Annotated in this window: 10 protein-coding genes and 1 pseudogene; 7 read left to right on the top strand and 4 right to left on the bottom strand. The window is 68.3% G+C overall.

Annotated features, from left to right (window positions below; translation table 11 throughout):
- Window positions 1–34: 34 nt before the first annotated feature.
- Window positions 35–2788: an AAA family ATPase gene (locus OG819_RS38220; RefSeq protein ID WP_266633076.1), complete on the bottom strand. Its 2754-nt coding sequence runs from the start codon at window positions 2786–2788 to the stop codon at window positions 35–37.
- Between the two features lie 665 nt (window positions 2789–3453).
- Between OG819_RS38220 and OG819_RS38215 the strand changes: the two genes are divergently transcribed.
- From OG819_RS38215 to OG819_RS38185, 7 genes are all read left to right on the top strand, one after another.
- Window positions 3454–4515 carry a helix-turn-helix domain-containing protein gene (locus OG819_RS38215; protein WP_266653691.1) on the top strand — a complete coding sequence of 354 codons (1062 nt, stop codon included), beginning with the start codon at window positions 3454–3456 and terminating at the stop codon, window positions 4513–4515.
- Window positions 4516–4873: 358 nt separating this feature from the next.
- On the top strand, window positions 4874–7618 hold the full coding sequence (locus tag OG819_RS38210; RefSeq protein ID WP_266633080.1) for an AAA family ATPase: 2745 nt from the start codon (window positions 4874–4876) through the stop codon (window positions 7616–7618).
- Window positions 7619–7740: 122 nt separating this feature from the next.
- Entirely contained in the window at window positions 7741–8466 is a 726-nt protein-coding gene (locus OG819_RS38205; protein WP_323139403.1) for an alpha/beta hydrolase, read from the top strand.
- Window positions 8467–9310: 844 nt separating this feature from the next.
- Window positions 9311–10567, top strand: coding sequence for a group II intron reverse transcriptase/maturase (gene ltrA, locus OG819_RS38200; protein WP_266649880.1), 1257 nt, complete (start codon window positions 9311–9313; stop codon window positions 10565–10567).
- Window positions 10568–10662: 95 nt separating this feature from the next.
- Window positions 10663–11880, top strand: coding sequence for an ABC transporter substrate-binding protein (locus tag OG819_RS38195; protein WP_323139437.1), 1218 nt, complete (start codon window positions 10663–10665; stop codon window positions 11878–11880).
- A 112-nt stretch (window positions 11881–11992) separates the two neighbouring features.
- Window positions 11993–12886, top strand: a complete 894-nt coding sequence (locus tag OG819_RS38190; RefSeq protein WP_266655468.1) for a carbohydrate ABC transporter permease — start codon at window positions 11993–11995, stop codon at window positions 12884–12886.
- Between the two features lie 11 nt (window positions 12887–12897).
- A complete protein-coding gene (locus OG819_RS38185) occupies window positions 12898–13713 on the top strand; it encodes a carbohydrate ABC transporter permease (protein WP_266653689.1) in 816 nt (271 codons plus the stop codon).
- A gap of 112 nt (window positions 13714–13825) precedes the next feature.
- Here the strand turns inward: OG819_RS38185 and OG819_RS38180 are convergent, their stop codons facing one another.
- The 3 genes and pseudogenes from OG819_RS38180 to OG819_RS38170 form a co-directional block, all read right to left on the bottom strand.
- A complete protein-coding gene (locus tag OG819_RS38180) occupies window positions 13826–14164 on the bottom strand; it encodes a GNAT family N-acetyltransferase (RefSeq protein ID WP_266633088.1) in 339 nt (112 codons plus the stop codon).
- Window positions 14165–14188: 24 nt separating this feature from the next.
- Window positions 14189–15112, bottom strand: coding sequence for a pirin family protein (locus OG819_RS38175; RefSeq protein ID WP_266653687.1), 924 nt, complete (start codon window positions 15110–15112; stop codon window positions 14189–14191).
- 112 nt (window positions 15113–15224) lie between these two features.
- Window positions 15225–15680, bottom strand: a pseudogene (locus tag OG819_RS38170) (MFS transporter); the annotation flags it as partial.
- Window positions 15681–15820 lie beyond the last annotated feature (140 nt).

Here is a 15820-nt window from a genome sequence, read left to right as displayed (position 1 = left end):
GGCCCGGACGGCGAGTGAACCCGGCACGCGGGGGTCACAGATCGTCGAAGAGATCGCGGAGCTGGTTACGGCTACTGACACCCAGCTTCGGATACACGTTGTAGAGGTGGGAGCTGACCGTGCGAGGGGACAGCATCAACTGCTGGGCGATCTCCCGGTTGCGCAGGCCCCGTGCCGCCAGCCGTACGATTTCGCGCTGCTGGGCGGTCAACTCCGCCAGCGGGTCGGCCTGGGCGGGTGTGGTGGCCACGCCGCTGGCCCGCAGCTCCCCCCGCGCCTCCTCGGCCAGGCCCGACGCACCGAGCCGGGTGAACGACTCCAGAGCCGTGGCCAGGAGGGGGCGGGCGTCCACGGGCCGCCGCCGCCTGCGCAGCCACTGTGCGTAGTGGAGCCTTGCCTGCGCTCGGGCCAACGGCCACTGATCACCGGCCGGGTTCACCGTGGCGAGCCGGAAGTGGTGCTCGGCGTCCTTGGGGTCACCGGTCAGCGCGGCGGCATGGTGCAACAGCAGGGTCATCCGGGTCGTCGGCCGTGGCCCGATCGCGGAGTGCACCGCAGCGACGATGCGCACCGCCTCCTTCTGCCGGTCCGTCCGATGGGCGGTCGCGGCGAGATCGGCGACCGAGCGGGCTGACAGGTAATAGTGCAGAGGCGTGCCGTCCTCACCGAACAGCAGCCGAAAGTGCCGGAACGCGTTGTCGAAGTCGCCAGCCGCCGCGGCGGCGGTACCGGCCGCCCGCAGGAGACGTGCGTGGGTGGCACGGTTCTCCTCCAGATTGACTGCCGTCCAGGCCGGGTCCGCCGGCATAACGGCGGACTCGCCGCGCAGGGCCCGCAGGGTCACTCGCAGCGCCTCGACGTCGATCGGGTGATGCCTCCACTTGTGAACCGCGGCCAGTGCCGCGGTCTCCTCCAGATGCTCGTCGGCCTCCGTCCAGCGACCGGTGTCGATCAGCGCCGAGCCCATTGCCGCGAGCGTGCTCGCGCTCGTGCCCATGGCGCCGTACGACCTGAGCATGGCGTATGCCTGCCGAAGGGATTCCACGCACAGGTCGGACTCATCGGATTGCCAGGCCAGCCCGCCGATCGCGTGCACCCGGGTCATCTTCGCGATGAGGGTCTGCGGCTCAGGCATACTCGACTGGGAGCGGATCCGCCGCAGCAAGTCGGGGGCCCTGGTCGGGTCGGCCCCGCCCAGGGCCACGGCCCGTACTGCGGCGAAGGCTCCGGTCGTCGTCACCTCGCCGAAGGGCGTGTCGTAGTTCCCGGCCTCAACTCCGTTGAGAAGGGCGGCCATCGGGCGCCTGATCTCGGGCAGGCCCGACTGGGAGGCGACCACGTTGAGCACGGCGCCCAGGACGAGCACGGTCATGTCGTCCTTGGGCGGATCCGGCTGCAGCGCGCTCATGACCACCTGAAAAGCCTGCCGCTGGTGGCCGGACAGTGACAAGGCAAGACCGACGCCGCAGGCTGCGACTCCCAGCAGCTCCCGGTCCTCGGTCAGCGCGGTGACCTTGTCATACAGCTCACGCACCCACGAGGGGTCGCCGGCGTTCTGGGCGGCCCTCACCGCCTTGGCGTACCGGCGCGCCCGGTCCTCGGCCGTGGGGCTGCACTCGGCGGACCGTTCCAATGCTTGGGCCGCCGCGAAGAAGCCGCCGCGCCGTTCGACGAGTTCGGCGGTGTCCTCCAGGGCCGCCGCCACGGACTCGTCGTAGCCGACGCACGCCGCGGCCAGGTGCCAGGCCCGGCGGGCCGGATCGGCCGTGAGGGCAGCCGCCAGGTCCCGGTGGGCCTGCTGCCGGAGATAGGCCGGGGCTCCCTGATAGGAACCCGCGCGCGCCAGCGGATGCCGGAAGACCAATCGCCCGTCCGCGACGGTCACCAGACCGGCCTCCTCTGCCGGGCCCCATGCCTCGAGATCCCGCCCGGCGCCGGCGGCGGCCGTGATCGTGGCGAGGTCTTCGTATTCCGACGCCGCGGCGTACAGGATCAGCCGCCGGGTCATCTCCGGCAGGCCGCGCAGTCGGGCCGCGTACAGCGCCTGGATACGCTCCGTCTGCGGTAGCCCGTGGCGGGGCAGTGCTCCCGCGCCGCCCGTTGTGACCGCGCGGCACAGTTCGATGATGGCCAGCGGATTTCCGCCGGCCTGCCGCAGCAGATCGATCCGGGTGCGTCCGGCGGGCGCGTGCGGCTGGGCGTCCACGAGTTCGGCCGCAGCCTGTTCGGTCAGCGGCGCCAGGAGCAGGGTGGGCAGGTCCGCGGCGACACCGTTGGGGGGCGTCTGCCCGCGGGCCGCCAGCAGGACCGGCACTGCTTCCGCGGTGATACGACGCATCACGAAGCCCAGCACATCGAGGGAGTCGCGATCGAAGTGCTGGACGTCGTCGGCGGCCAGCAGGATGCCCTGTCGGCGGGAGACCTCGGTCAGCAGGGTCAGCACCGCCACACGTAGCAGCATCGGGTCGGGCGGTCCCTCGGCGGGAGCGATGCCGAACGCGGTCTCGAGTGCCCCCCGCAGATGGTCGGGCAATGTGCCGACGTCGGGCAGGAGGGGGAGCAGCAGCTGATGCAGGGACGCGAAGGACTGCCGCGACTCCGCCTCGCTGCCCTGAGACGCCAACACGAGCGTTCCGTTGTCCCGCGCGTGGTTGACGGCGACCGCCAGCAAACCAGTCTTGCCCGTGCCGGCCTCGCCGAGCAGGAGCAGCATCCGCGGTTCGCCGTGCTCCTCCTCCACGATGTCCAGGATCTGAGCGATCTCGGCCTGCCGGCCCACCAACTCCATGACGGGTTGGGAGCGGTGCGTGGTACTGCGCTTAGTCCCCATGGCGAGTCTCGGTCACGGCGGAGGGCATCCGGGAGGCGTCATCGAGCAGTCCGGCCACGTTGTTCCCCCTTGCCGCATATGCATCATTGCGCCCGCCTGAGGGCTTGCAGGAGGTGATATGTATCTCCCATATGCTGCATCCGGCCTGGCCTGGAGGGCGATCACACGGGTCCGGCCATGGTGTCCGGGGTCTTGGTGGAACGCAAGCAAAGCGTTTTACGGAAGCGGTCGCGTTCTTAGGGGCAAACACCGCTGAACTGTACGGTATCGAGCTCGCCCGCACGCGAAACGATTCTTTTGGCCCCGGGAAGCGATGTGCGGGAAGCCGCCCTCTGTGGTCGACACCGCACGCATGCCTCGGGAGTGGGGTCCGCCGCGCTGTGATGCCGTGCAGCGCCGCCGCCGCAGCACGGCCTGCCGACCGCACACCATGAGCACGCGCATCTGCGGCATGTCTCAGTCCCGCATCCCTGATCTAGCGGATTCACGCGATGTGCCGACCTACGCCCGTTGGCACGGTGTGCGGAGAGCACACCGACTGAAGGGCGGAGATCATGTCGCCGGATTCATCGATAGCGGAAGCGGGGAGGCAGCTCTCGGGCGCCCTGTACACCACGGATTCGGTGCCCGCCCACCAAAGGCAGACGTACTGGCGCGAGGCCCTGTCCCAGACGTTCGCCGCGGTCGACATTGCCGTCTCGGACGAGGTCTGCTCGGGAACCATCCGAACGTCCCGGCTGGGCCATCTCCGGGTCGCCGCGGTAGAGGGTGAGCCCCTGCGGGTGCGGCGGACTCCGCGGCTGATCGCACGGGGTGAAGACGAGTATCTGGTCGTCAAGCTTCTGGTCAAGGGCGTCGCCGTGGTCGAGCAGGACGCCTGTGAGGTCCGCCTGCATCCCGGGGAGATCGCCTTCTGCGACTTGACCCGCCCGATGCGGGTGGAATTTCCCCATCCATTCCAGACGAAATCGCTTGTCCTGCCGCGGCGGCTCCTGGACCTGGGAGAGCCCGACCTACAACGATTCGCGGCGACACCCATCCGCACCGACACAGCGTTGGGCTCACTACTGTCACCCTTTCTGACCCAGGTCGTGGACACGGCGGAAACGTACTCGTCGGCTACCGGTGAGGTACTGGCCCGCCATATCGTTGACCTCCTCGCCGTCCTGGCCGGGGAGCGAATTCACCAGGAGGCGGGTGACACGCCGAGCGCGGCCCGGGTGCTGCTGCCGCGGATCCAGGTGTTCATCGACCGGCACCTCGCTGATCCGGACGTGACGCCGGAGGCCATAGCCCGCGCCCACCAGATCTCCGTACGCTACCTGCACAGGCTTTTCGAGACCGAGGGCGTCACTGTCAGTCGGTGGATCCAGCGTCGCCGGCTGCAGGAGTGCCGACGTGACCTGGGCCGCCGGGAGGCGGCAGGCCGGACCATCGCCGCTGTGGCTCGCCAGTGGGGTTTCACCAGCGCCGCCCACTTCAGCCGGGTGTTCCGGGCCGCCTATGGGATGTCCCCCGCCGAGTGGCGGGACTCCGCGGTGCGAGCGCCTCGTACGCCTCCGTCGCCGAGTGGAGTGTCGAGGGTGTCGGAGGCCGCGACGGCGTTGCGGCCTCGGCGTTCCCATCTGCCCCCAGCCCGGAGTGACGTTCACCTCACCGGTCAGGCCGCGGAGACAGCGGCCTGAGGCAATGAAGTTTCCCGGCCCAGATCATGATCTTGCCGGGCGCACAGCCAGTACGGACACGCCCTTCGACGAGCTCAGCCTCGATCCCTACAAAACGTCCAGTCCGGCTTCGGTCAGCAGGCTAGCGACGTCATTCTGCCCGGCCGTGCTAGGGCTTCCGCCAGCGGCATGGCCGTCTCATCCTGTGTACCGAGTTGTGCACTGAGCTGCTGCTCTTGCCATAGTGGACACCCGGCGCGCCCTCTGCGCCTGCCGGGGCCGCCTTCCGGCACCGGCAGCCGACGCCCAGGGGCGGAGTCGCCGGTCGGTATGGGCTGAGCCCGGCTTCGGCCGGCGAGTGCGGACAGGAGGGGCGTGAGTGGCGGGGTCGGGCGGGTCGCTGTCCCGAAGCGGTCTGCGCGGCCGGGAGGCCGAACTCGAAGAGCTGCAGACACTGGTCGCCTCGGTGGCCCGCACCGGAAGCGGTGCGCTGACCCTGATCCGGGGGGAACCGGGAATCGGCAAAAGCACGCTGCTTGCCGAGGCCGTCGCCAGGGCCGGAGCAGCGGGATTCTCAGTCGGCCTCGGCAAGGCCGATGAACTGCATCACATCGTGCCGCTCTCATCGTTGGCAGCCTGCATCCTGCACGGCGATCAGCCGCTGCTGTCCGGCGATGCCTTCGCCGATCTCGCGCGCCATCACGATCAGCGGATCTGGCTGGTGGAACGCCTGGCGGAGGCGATCGAAGCCAGAGCCGGCAGCGTGCCGGTGCTGATCGCCCTGGACGACGTGCAGTGGGCCGACCCGCTGAGCCGGTTCGCCCTGAAGCAGCTTCCGACACGCTTGCGGACCTCGCCGGTTCTCTGGATGCTGACCGGGCGACAGGAGCCGGCTGGGCCGGCGGAGGAGGTCGTCGCAGCTGCGACGGGCGAACTCCCGGCGGTTACCGTGCCATTGGGGCCACTGTCCGGCGCGGCCATCGGCCAGCTGGCCGACGACACACTGGGTGCAGCCGTTGACGAGCGGGTACGGGACCTGCTCGACGGAGCCGGCGGGAACCCGTTTCTGGCGGTCGAGATGCTCGCGGGACTGCGGACCGCCGGTGCCTCGGGTGAGCCTGTGCACCCAGGGCTCGTCGTGGGTGTGCGCGGCAGACTCGGATCCCTGCAACCCAGCACACTGCGCTTCCTTCAGATGGGAGCGGTGTTGGGACGCAGGTTCGGCTTTCCCGAGGCCGCCGCGCTCTGCGGCCAACCGCCCACCACGTTGATCGCGGCGCTCGAGGAGGCGGTGCGCGCCGGACTCCTGGACGACGACGGGGATCATCTGGTCTTCCGGCATGATCTGCTGCGCCAGGCGGTCTACGTCGACATCCCGCCGTCGGCCCGGAAGGCTCTGCACCGAGAGGCTGCCAAACACCTTGTCTCCGCGGGCCACCAGCCGATCGACACGGTGCCCCACATCCTCAAGGGCGCCCTGCCTGGAGACGAGGAGGCCGTGACGCTGCTGCGGCGAGCCGCTGATGACGTACTGCCCGTCACGCCGGGCCTCGCGGCCGACCTGATGACGCGCGCCCTGGAATTGGTGCCGCCCGCGAGGCCGTTGAGCTTCGTAGTGGGTGAGCAGGCGATCGTCTGCCTGACACGGGCCGGCCGGAATCGAGAGGCGCTGTCGACCGGCGACCGGCTGCTGGCCTTCCGGCCGCCCCTGGAGGCGTTCAGTCGGTTGCAGGCCGCCCTCGGCGGGACGCTGTGGAACATGGATCTCGCCGACGAATTGCGCCGCCGGGCCGAAACGGCCCTCGCGGTCGGGGGCGCCGCCCCGGAGGTCGGGGCGAGGCTGGCCGCCCTGCGTGCGCTGGCCCTGTCCCGAGGACATGATCTTGTCGCGGCACGCGAGGCCGGCGAGAACACGCTGCGCGACGCCATCGCGATCGGTGACCGGGAGGCGCACGTCCTGGCTCTGTTCGGGCTCGGCGAGATCGCGCTCAACGCGGGAGAGAACGCCATCGCACTGGAGCGCTTCACCGCGCTCAGCGCCGTCGATTCCGCCTTCCTTCCCGAAGAGATCGTCGCGTACCAGCACCTGGATGACTTCGAGTCCAGCGAACGGCTGCTGCAGGCGGCGGACAATGCCGGGTCGCCCCGTCAGGCAATGCTGCTGTGGGCACAGGCCCAGCAACATCTGGGTCTTGGCAGGCTCGACGACGCCGAGGCCGACTTCGTGACGATGGAGCGCCTGGAAGAAGACGTACAGGTACCCGTCCAGCAGCTGAACTCTCGCGTGATCCGCTCCCGGATCGCCCTCCTGCGCGGCGACCGCGCAGCGGCGCGGCAGCACCTGGCCGCAGCGCGGGGAAAACTGGCGATCAAACCGAACCCGGGCAACACGGCCGCCGTGCGCTTCCTGGAAGCGGTCCTCGCCGAGGACGACGGGGACGTACGGCTTGCCATCGACAAGATACGGCAGGTTCAGGAGGAAGGTCCCTTCATGCGCTGGCGGTTGTTGCGCACCTGGGTCGACTCCGCGATACGCGTGGCCCTGCGAGGCGCGGACCACGGGCTCGCCGAGGACCTGGCCGCACAGGCCCAGGCCCACGCCGAACGCAACCCGGCCGTGCCCACCGCCACCGGCATCGCGGCGCAGGCCCTCGGGCTTGTGAACAAGGATCTCGCCATGCTGGAACGTTCCGTGGCACTGCTCGAGGCGAGCCCTCGCCCGCTGGTCCGGGCCGCCGCCTCCGCCGACCTCGGACAGGCACTACTGGCGGCGGGCCGGAAAGGTGAAGCAGCGGCCACCCTGGCTCACGCCCATGCCACGTTCGCCGAGTCGGGCGCCCATGCGGCAGCGGCACGCGTGCAGCGTGACATGGGTGGTGCGGAGGCCATCAGCCGCAGGTCAGCGACCAGGCAGCGCCCCGTCCAGGGATGGGATGCCCTCACGGCCTCGGAGAAGAAGATCGCCCGCCTCATTGCCGAGGGCCACACCAACCGGTCGGCCGCCGACCTGCTCGTCGTCTCCCCGCACACGGTCAACACCCACCTGACCTCCGCCTTCCGCAAGCTGTCGGTCAACTCCCGGGTCCAACTCGCCAACCTCGTCATGGCCTTGCGCGACGACTGACCGGACACGTTGGTACGTTCACGTGATGCCTGCCCCACCTGAACGCGCTTGGCTGGGACCGAACTCGTTCGGAGGCCACCGGAGTGCACGGACCCACCCCTTTACTGCCGACCATCGTGCTTGTGCATGGAGCGTTCACCGACGCCTCATCGTGGGCGAGGGTCATCAGACTTCTTCACGCCGCCGGACTGACGGTGCGCGCCCCGGCGAACCCGCTGCGCGGCCTGGCGCAGGACGCCGCCTACGTCAGGAGTGTGGTGTGCCACCTCGACGTCCCGGTCGTGCTGGTCGGCCACGGCTACGGTGGCGCGGTCATCACGCATGCCGCTACCGACGCCGACAACATCGTGGCGCTGTGCTACGTAGCGGCGTTCGGCCTCGACGCCGGAGAGTGCGTTGTGGACATCACGAACCGTTTCGCCCCGATGCCGGTGACCGACGCGACCGTCACCGTCGCCCTCCCCGGCCGGTTTCCCACCGAGCCGGACAGCGAGCTGTACATCCGTAAGGAACGGTTCCCGCAGGTGTACGCCGCCGACCTGCCGCCCAGCGTCACGGACGTCCTGGCCGTGGCGCAACGCCCGATCGCCTGGAGCGCGCTGACCGGAAGATCGGGCCCGCCGGCCTGGGCCTCCAAGCCGTCCTGGTACGCCATCGCGACCGCCGACCGGATACTCAACCCCACCGCTCAGCGCTTCATGGCGCAGCGCATGGCGGCCACCGAACACCTGCTGGAGGGTTCGCACGCCGTCGTGCTGTCGCAGCCCGGCGCCGTGGCAGCGATGATCCGCGAAGCCGCCGAACAGGGCACTGGTCGCGGAGGCGGCGACGGGCTGCGACGAACCTAGTGAGCGGATGAAGGAGGCGACGGCAGAGTCTCGCCGGTGTAGCCCTGTCCTCGCACCTGACCTGGGCGAACGCTGGGCTCGATGATCACCGGAAAGACGCTGCTATGGACCGTTTTGTTACCGACCCGGGCATCTTGGCCTCGTCACGTGCGCTTACGCTGACCGAGTCGTCACGGGACCCTCGCGCCTCCTTCACCTCCCGAGACCGACATTCCGGCCACAGATGTCACTCGGGAACAGGCACCATCATGTTTTCACCGGTCGTGTGTCACGAACGCTGAAGGAGGCGTCGATGTAGGAGCTTCTGGAAGCGGTGCTGTGCAGGAGATGGAGGTAGGTCCTCCGGGGTCGCCCTGCAGGGGGAGGCTTCAAACCACCGCAGGCTGCGTCGGTTAAGTGCCGTTCGTGGTGAGCGCTGCGGGAAAAGGCGCGACCTGATCGCGTCAGGTGTGGGTCAGGAAGGCGAGCGGGAGCGAACCGCTGATGACGTGTCGTAACAAATTCCAGTGGCGTCGAAACCAGGGCGAGACCAGGGCTCTGGGACAAGTCCGGGGGGAGCCTGCTGACTGCCCGGATGGCGTCCGGCATGTAGGCGGCGCGAGCCTGACCTGGGCTCTTGCATGGAACGTGAGAACCTGTCGCCCCGATACTGCTGCTGGTCCGTGGGGCCGGCGCCGAGAGGAGATCCCCAAGCGGCCAACACCGCAAGGGGCGGAGTACTGACGCGGGGCACGGGGGCAGACCGTCTCGTAGTAGTGAGGAAGCCCGGTAATGCGGGTGGAGCGAAGGGGACGGATCATCCAGGTCTGCTTGGCGGTCAACCGGAGTTCCCGGGAGGAGCCGGATGAGTGGGCTGAAGTCGTTCGAGATTTCGAAGCATGTGGTCTGGGAGGCGTATCTCAGGGTCAAGGCGAACGGGGGAGCGGCCGGGGTTGATGGCGAGTCGATCGAGCGGTTTGAGGCTGACCTGCGGGGCAACCTCTACAAACTGTGGAATCGCCTGTCGTCGGGCAGCTACTTCCCGCCGCCGGTGCGGATGGTGGAGATCCCCAAGTCTGGGGGATCGGGCAAGGTCAGGGTTCTCGGGGTGCCGACGGTCGCGGACAGAATCGCGCAGACTGCGGCGGCCATGGTCCTGGAGCCGGAGGTGGAACCGATGTTCCACCCCGATTCTTATGGATACCGGCCGCGCAGAAGCGCGCTGGACGCGGTCGCGGCCTGTCGGGAGCGGTGCTGGAGGACGAACTGGACGGTCGATATCGACATCCAGGGGTTCTTCGACAACCTCGACCACGACCTGGTCCTCAAGGCGGTGGCCCACCACACCGACCAGCGGTGGATTCTGCTGTATGTGGAGCGCTGGCTGAAGGCTCCGCTGCGGCACAAGAGTGGCGAACTGGTCGCGCGGGATCGTGGGAGTCCCCAGGGCTCGGCGATCTCGCCCCTGTTGGCGAACCTGTTCATGCACTACGCGTTCGACACCTGGATGGATCGGGTCTTCCCGGGTGTCCGGTTCGAGCGCTACTGCGACGACATGGTGGTTCACTGCCGCACCGAGGCCGAGGCGCACCAGGTGCGTCAGGCGATCGGCCAGCGGCTGGCCGAGTGCGGGGGCTTGCGGCTGCATCCCGACAAGACCCGCATCGTGTACTGCAAGGATGGCAAGAGGCGTGGTTCGTACGAGCACGTCTCGTTCACCTTCCTCGGGTACACGTTCCGCTCGCGGAAAGTCCGGTCGAGGACGGGGAGTTACTTCTTCGGCTTCAACCCGGCGATCAGCGACGAGGCGGCCAAGCGCATCCGGGCGCAGATCCGCCGATGGCGGCTGCACTTGCGCAGTGGGTCGTCCCTGGCAGACCTTGCACGGGAGATCAATCCCGTCGTGCGGGGATGGATCAGCTACTACGGGCGGTTCTATCCGTCCGCGTTGGTCCCGAGCCTGAAGGGCATCGATCAGTATCTGATGCGATGGGCCGTGCAGAAGTACAAGCGGCTCCGGCGTCGCCGGAGCCGGGCATGGCAGGGCTTGGAGAAGACCGCCAAGCTCTACCCGGGGCTCTTCGCCCACTGGAAACTCCTCCGGCCTCGAACGACCGGGTGATGGGAGCCGTGTGAATCGAGAGGTTCACGCACGGTTCTGAGAGAGCCGGGAGGTGAGATCCCTCCCGGCTACTCGCTAGACCGCCGGCGCGGCGGATTGCCGCCCTCTTCGCATCCGTCGCCCTGGTACTGGCTGCCACCGGCTGCGGTGGCGGAACCGGCGGCGGATCCGCCACGGGCAAGGTCACCTCCATCACCGCGCTCGACTATTACACCGACGCAACCGAACACAGCCAGTGGGGCAAGCTGCTCACCGCCTGCGGCAAGAGCGTCGGCGTAAAGGTCGAGCACACCAGCGTTCCAGGCGCGTCGCTCGTCCCGAAGGTCCTGCAGCGGGCGTCGTCACGGACCCTTCCCGACCTGTTGATGCTGGACAACCCCGACCTGCAGCAGATCGCAGGGACCGGCGCGCTGACCCCGCTGGACGAGTACGGCATCGACTCCAGCGGCTTCGCCGAGGGCATCCTGTCGACCGGCACCTATCAGCGAAAGGTGTACGGGCTGGCACCCACCGTCAGCACGGTCGCGCTCGTCTACAACAAGGACATGCTGGCCGAGGCCGGCGTCGCCGTGCCGAGGACCTGGGACGAGCTGAAGGCGGCGGCGGCCAAGCTGACCCGCCCGGGACGCTACGGCATGGCGGTCGACGCGAACGCCACTTTCGAGGGCACCTGGCAGTTCCTGCCCTTCCTGTGGTCCAACGGCGGAGACGAGAAGAAGCTGGACACACCGCAGGCCGCGCAGGCACTCCAGCTGTGGGTCGACCTGGTGAAGAGCGGATCCATGTCGAAGTCGGTGCTGAACTGGACCCAGGCCGACGTCCACGACCAGTTCGTCGCCGGCAAGGCAGCCATGATGGTCAACGGCCCCTGGCGGATCCCCGCCCTGAACCAGGCCAAGGACCTGCACTGGGCGGTGGCACCCGTCCCCGTCCCCCGGGCGGGGCAGGCACCCGTCACACCGCTCGGCGGTGAGGTGTGGACGGTCCCGCAGACCGGTTCCAAGGCCCGGCAGGAGAAGGCCGCCCGGGTACTGGCCTGCCTGAACGACTCCAAGAACATGCTCACCCTGGCCGAGCAGTACTTCACCGTGCCCTCCCGCACCGCGGTGGCCTCCCAGTACGCCGAACAGGTCCCGTCGATGGCTGCCTTCGTAAAAAGCGCTGAAGGGGCCCGGGGTCGTACCCGCGAGCTCGGCGTCAAGTGGCCGAAGGCGGCGACCGGGATATACACCGCGATCCAATCCGCGCTGACCGGCGAGCAGACACCGGAGGAAGCGCTCAAGGATGCGCAGCGGATCGCGACGGGTTCCTGACCTGTCCAGGGACCCCCGGACCGGCACCGGGCAGGAAGCCGACACCGTCGGCGCCGGGACACCCGGCACTGGTGTGACGGAGGACGAGGACGCGCGCGGCAGGGAGCGAGCCATGGTCCGGGCACGCAGGTGGGAGTCCCTCGCCCAGGGGATGTTCATCGTGCCCGCCGCGGCGTACCTGCTGCTCTTCTTCGGCTACCCGATCGTCAAGAACATCGTGATGAGCTTCCAGCAGTACACGCCCGCGACGTTCTACACCGGTGCCGCGCCGTTCGTGGGGCTGGAGAACTACTCAAGGAACCTGTCGTCGGACCTGTTCCCCAAGGTCTTGCTGACCACGGTCCTGTTCACCGCCGGGTCGCTGTTCGTGCAGTTTGTGCTCGGCCTGGCGTTCGCCCTGTTCTTCCAGCGGCGCTTCCCGCTCGGCGGTGTTCTGCGGTCCCTCCTGTTGCTGCCGTGGCTGCTGCCACTGGTCGTCTCCGGAACGACGTGGAGGTGGATGCTCGACACCGACTCGGGAGTCGTCAACAGCACACTCCGTCACCTCCACCTGCTGTCGTCCGGCATCCCCTGGCTCACCGGCACCTCGCAGGCGCTCGTGTCGGTGATCCTGATCAACATCTGGGTCGGAATCCCCTTCAACGCCACGATCCTCTACGGCGGCCTACAGGACATCCCTGCACATCTGTACGAGGCAGCGAAGCTGGACGGCGCTGGTCCGGTGAAGTCGTTTCGCCATGTCACCTGGCCACTGCTGGGGCCCGTGGTCAGCGTCGTACTGGTGCTGGGCGTCGTCTACACGGTCAAGGTGCTGGACATCATCCTCGTGGTGACGGGCGGAGGACCGGCGAACGCCACGGAGACCCTCGCCGCCCAGTCCTACGAACTGTCCTTTCAGCAGTTCGAGTTCGGACGCGGCGCCGCGATGAGCAACTTGCTCATCGTCATCTCGCTCGTCTTTGCCCTCGTCTACCTGCGCGCCAACCGGCGCGCCCAGAACGCCTGAGAGGAGATCCCGTGAAGCGCGCGCCGAAGCGGGGCTGGCCGTCCACGATCGTCGGGATCTTCCTGCTCGCGCTGATGCTGTTTCCCGTCTACTGGACGGTGAATGCCTCCCTGCAGCCGGCGGGCAACGCACTGCACGGAGCCTGGTTTCCCTTCCACCCGGACTTCAGCGGTTACGCCACGGCACTGCGCGATCAGGGACGCAACCTCGTCACCAGCCTCGTCGTGGCCTTCGGCAGTGTTGCGCTCAGCCTGGCGCTCGCCGCCCCGGCGGCCTACGCGCTGGCCCAGTTCCGCCTCCGAGGAACCAACCTCGTGCTCTTCGGCGTTCTGATCACACAGATGGTTCCGAACATCGTCGTGGCCAACGTGCTCTACAGCGCCTACACCGACCTGGGCCTCCTGAACTCCTACCTCGGACTGATCCTCGCCGACTCGACCGCCGGGGTCCCCTTTGCGATCATCATCCTGCGCTCGTTCATGCAGGGCATTCCCAGGGAGATCATCGACGCCGCGCGAGTGGACGGCGCGGGGAGGCTGCGCGTCCTACGCTCCGTGGTGCTTCCGGTGAGTGTGAACGCGTTGATCACTACCGCCCTGTTCACCTTCCTCTTCACGTGGAGCGACTTCCTCTTCGCCCTCACGCTGACCACCACGGAGACCGTACGGCCGATCACTCTAGGCATCTACCAGTACATCGGCACTCACACGGACCAGTGGAACGCCATCATGGCCACCGCCGTTCTGGCTTCCGTCCCGGCGGCCGTGCTGCTCGTCGTCGCTCAGCGCTACGTCGCCGCCGGCGTCACCAGCGGAGCCATCAAATGAGAGGCGGTCCCCTCTCCATGCCATACGTCGGTGACCTGCCGATGGTCACCGCAGGTCCCAGCTGCGAGGCGGGAGGACGCCGCCGCGTGGCCTCTCCCGACCGACTCGGCCGTCAGCCCAACTCCGTGTCCAGCCACTGCAGGACCTCCGGGGTCACCGGGTCGGTGATGTCGTTGAACTCCTCATGCCGGTTCAGGTACTTGGCCACATAGGGACAGACCGGCACGATGCGCTTGCCCGACCCGCGCACATCGGTGAGTGCCTCATGGACCAGCTGCGCGGCCAGCCCCTGTCCGGCGAAGGCGTCGTCGACTTCCGTGTGGAAGAAGACCCGCTGCTCACCTCGGTCGCGGTACGCGGTCAGGCCGACGCGCTGTCCGGCGACGAGGATTTCGTATCGGTGTTGGTTGTCCACCCGCTCGACGGTCGGAGTGGCGGAAGGCTGGTTCATCGGGATCCTTTCGGTTGGTGCTGGTCAGCGGCGCGGTGGATTTCCACGCGGTGCGATCACGGCGTTCGGCAGGACCGGCGCGGGAAGGCGGTCGCCGTCGTATCCCTCGACCGCGCCGAAGCGTTGGGAGGCGTTCTGCCAGTCCTCCCGAGCTCGGACGATCTCTTCATGGTTGCGGCCGATGAAGTTCCACCACATGACGATCTGTTCGTCGAACGGCGTTCCACCGAGCAGGACGGTCCGGGCCCTGTCGTCCGACTCGTTCGTCAATGTCAACGTGTCGTTTCCGGTGTCGGTGTATCCCAACTCCGCAGGACGCAGAAGCGTGTCGGCCATGCGGACTGGTCCGTGGTCGACGAGAAGGCCGTGCTCGAAGCCGGGGTCGACGGCGAACGTGACGGCCGCGCGGGGCTCCAGGACGATCTCGGCACCGAGCTGGGGCGTGAAGGTCGCTACGGGGGAGACGTCCCCGGCGAAGGAGCCCAGGAACACCCTGACCTCGGCTCCGGCGATCCGTACGGGGCCGGGTACGTAGTGCTGGAAGTCGCGTTCCGCATACGTGTGCTGTTCGGGCAGCGCCACCCACAGCTGGACGCCGTGCAGGACCGTGGTGTGCGCGGTCGAGACCTCCGAGTGGTTGATGCCGTACCCGCTCGTCATGAGGTTCAGCTCGCCCGGTCGTACCAGCGCGTGGCTTCCGAGACTGTCCCGGTGCTCGATCTCCCCGCTGAACAGCCAGCTCACCGTCTGCAGCCCGGTGTGCGGATGCGGGGCGACGTCCATGCCACCCGTGACGGCGACGTCGTCGGGGCCGTAGTGATCGGCGAAGCACCAGGCGCCGATCAGGGTCCGGCCGCGCTGCGGCAGTGTGCGCCGTACCTTCATCGCCCGTGGGCCGCCGAGGGGAACGTCCCGTGGGGCGAGTACGTCGACGTGCTGAACTCTCATGCTCCGTTCGCCGTCGGCCGGTGTTCCGCAGTACGACTCGGTTTGCTCTGTTTCCCACGGCCGGTCCGAGGGCGCGGGCCAGATTCATGTTCACGCCGCCGAGCACGGCAGCTTGCCCTAGCTGGCGGCGTTCCACGAGCTCCGGCTGGATCGCCTGCCAGGCCGGGCCCATCAACGCGGTGCCGCATCCCAGCAGGAAGGTGAGCACTAGCAGCAGCACCGGGGTGAGCGCGTCCGCGAACGCCAGCGCGGTGAGCGCGCCGGAGACCGCGAGCATGGCCAACTGCGCGGCCAGGAGCACCCTGCGACGGTCGTAGCGGTCGGCAACCACGCCCGAGGGCAGAGCCAGGAGCACGACGGGCAGGCTGGAGGCCGTCTGGACGAGCGTCACCAGTGCCGCGTCGTGCCCGATCAGCAACCACTGGGCGCCCACCATCTGCATCCAGCTGCCGATGTTGGAGACCAACTGGGCGATCCACAGCGCCCGGAAGACGCGCGCCGCGAGCGGCGCCCATGGCGAATCCGGTTTTGGGGACTGTGTCGGTGTGGAGGGTGGTGGGGGGCTCATTGTGGTCCATGCGGGGTGGGTGCGGACGCGTTGACTCGGGCAGATGTCGCTTATGCCAGGCGGCTGTTGTCGTGTGGATAGGACCGGCCCACCGGTCGTTGTTGACCGTCAGCGCACAGGGTGTGTTCCCTCGGCGCAGT

The sequence above is a fragment of the Streptomyces sp. NBC_01549 genome, from assembly GCF_026339955.1.
In the GTDB taxonomy this organism is placed as follows: Bacteria; Actinomycetota; Actinomycetes; order Streptomycetales; family Streptomycetaceae; genus Streptomyces.
Note: the sequence above shows the minus strand (reverse complement) of the source record. Positions and strands in the feature narration are given on the sequence as shown.

Excerpts from the sequence above, each read along its gene's own strand:
- OG819_RS38175 (WP_266653687.1), bottom strand. The coding sequence starts at position 15,112 with ATGAGAGTTCAGCACGTCGACGTACTCGCCCCACGGGACGTTCCCCTC.
- OG819_RS38180 (WP_266633088.1), bottom strand. The coding sequence starts at position 14,164 with ATGAACCAGCCTTCCGCCACTCCGACCGTCGAGCGGGTGGACAACCAA.
- OG819_RS38220 (WP_266633076.1), bottom strand. The coding sequence starts at position 2,788 with ATGGAGTTGGTGGGCCGGCAGGCCGAGATCGCTCAGATCCTGGACATC.
- ltrA (WP_266649880.1), top strand. The coding sequence starts at position 9,311 with ATGAGTGGGCTGAAGTCGTTCGAGATTTCGAAGCATGTGGTCTGGGAG.
- OG819_RS38190 (WP_266655468.1), top strand. The coding sequence starts at position 11,993 with ATGGTCCGGGCACGCAGGTGGGAGTCCCTCGCCCAGGGGATGTTCATC.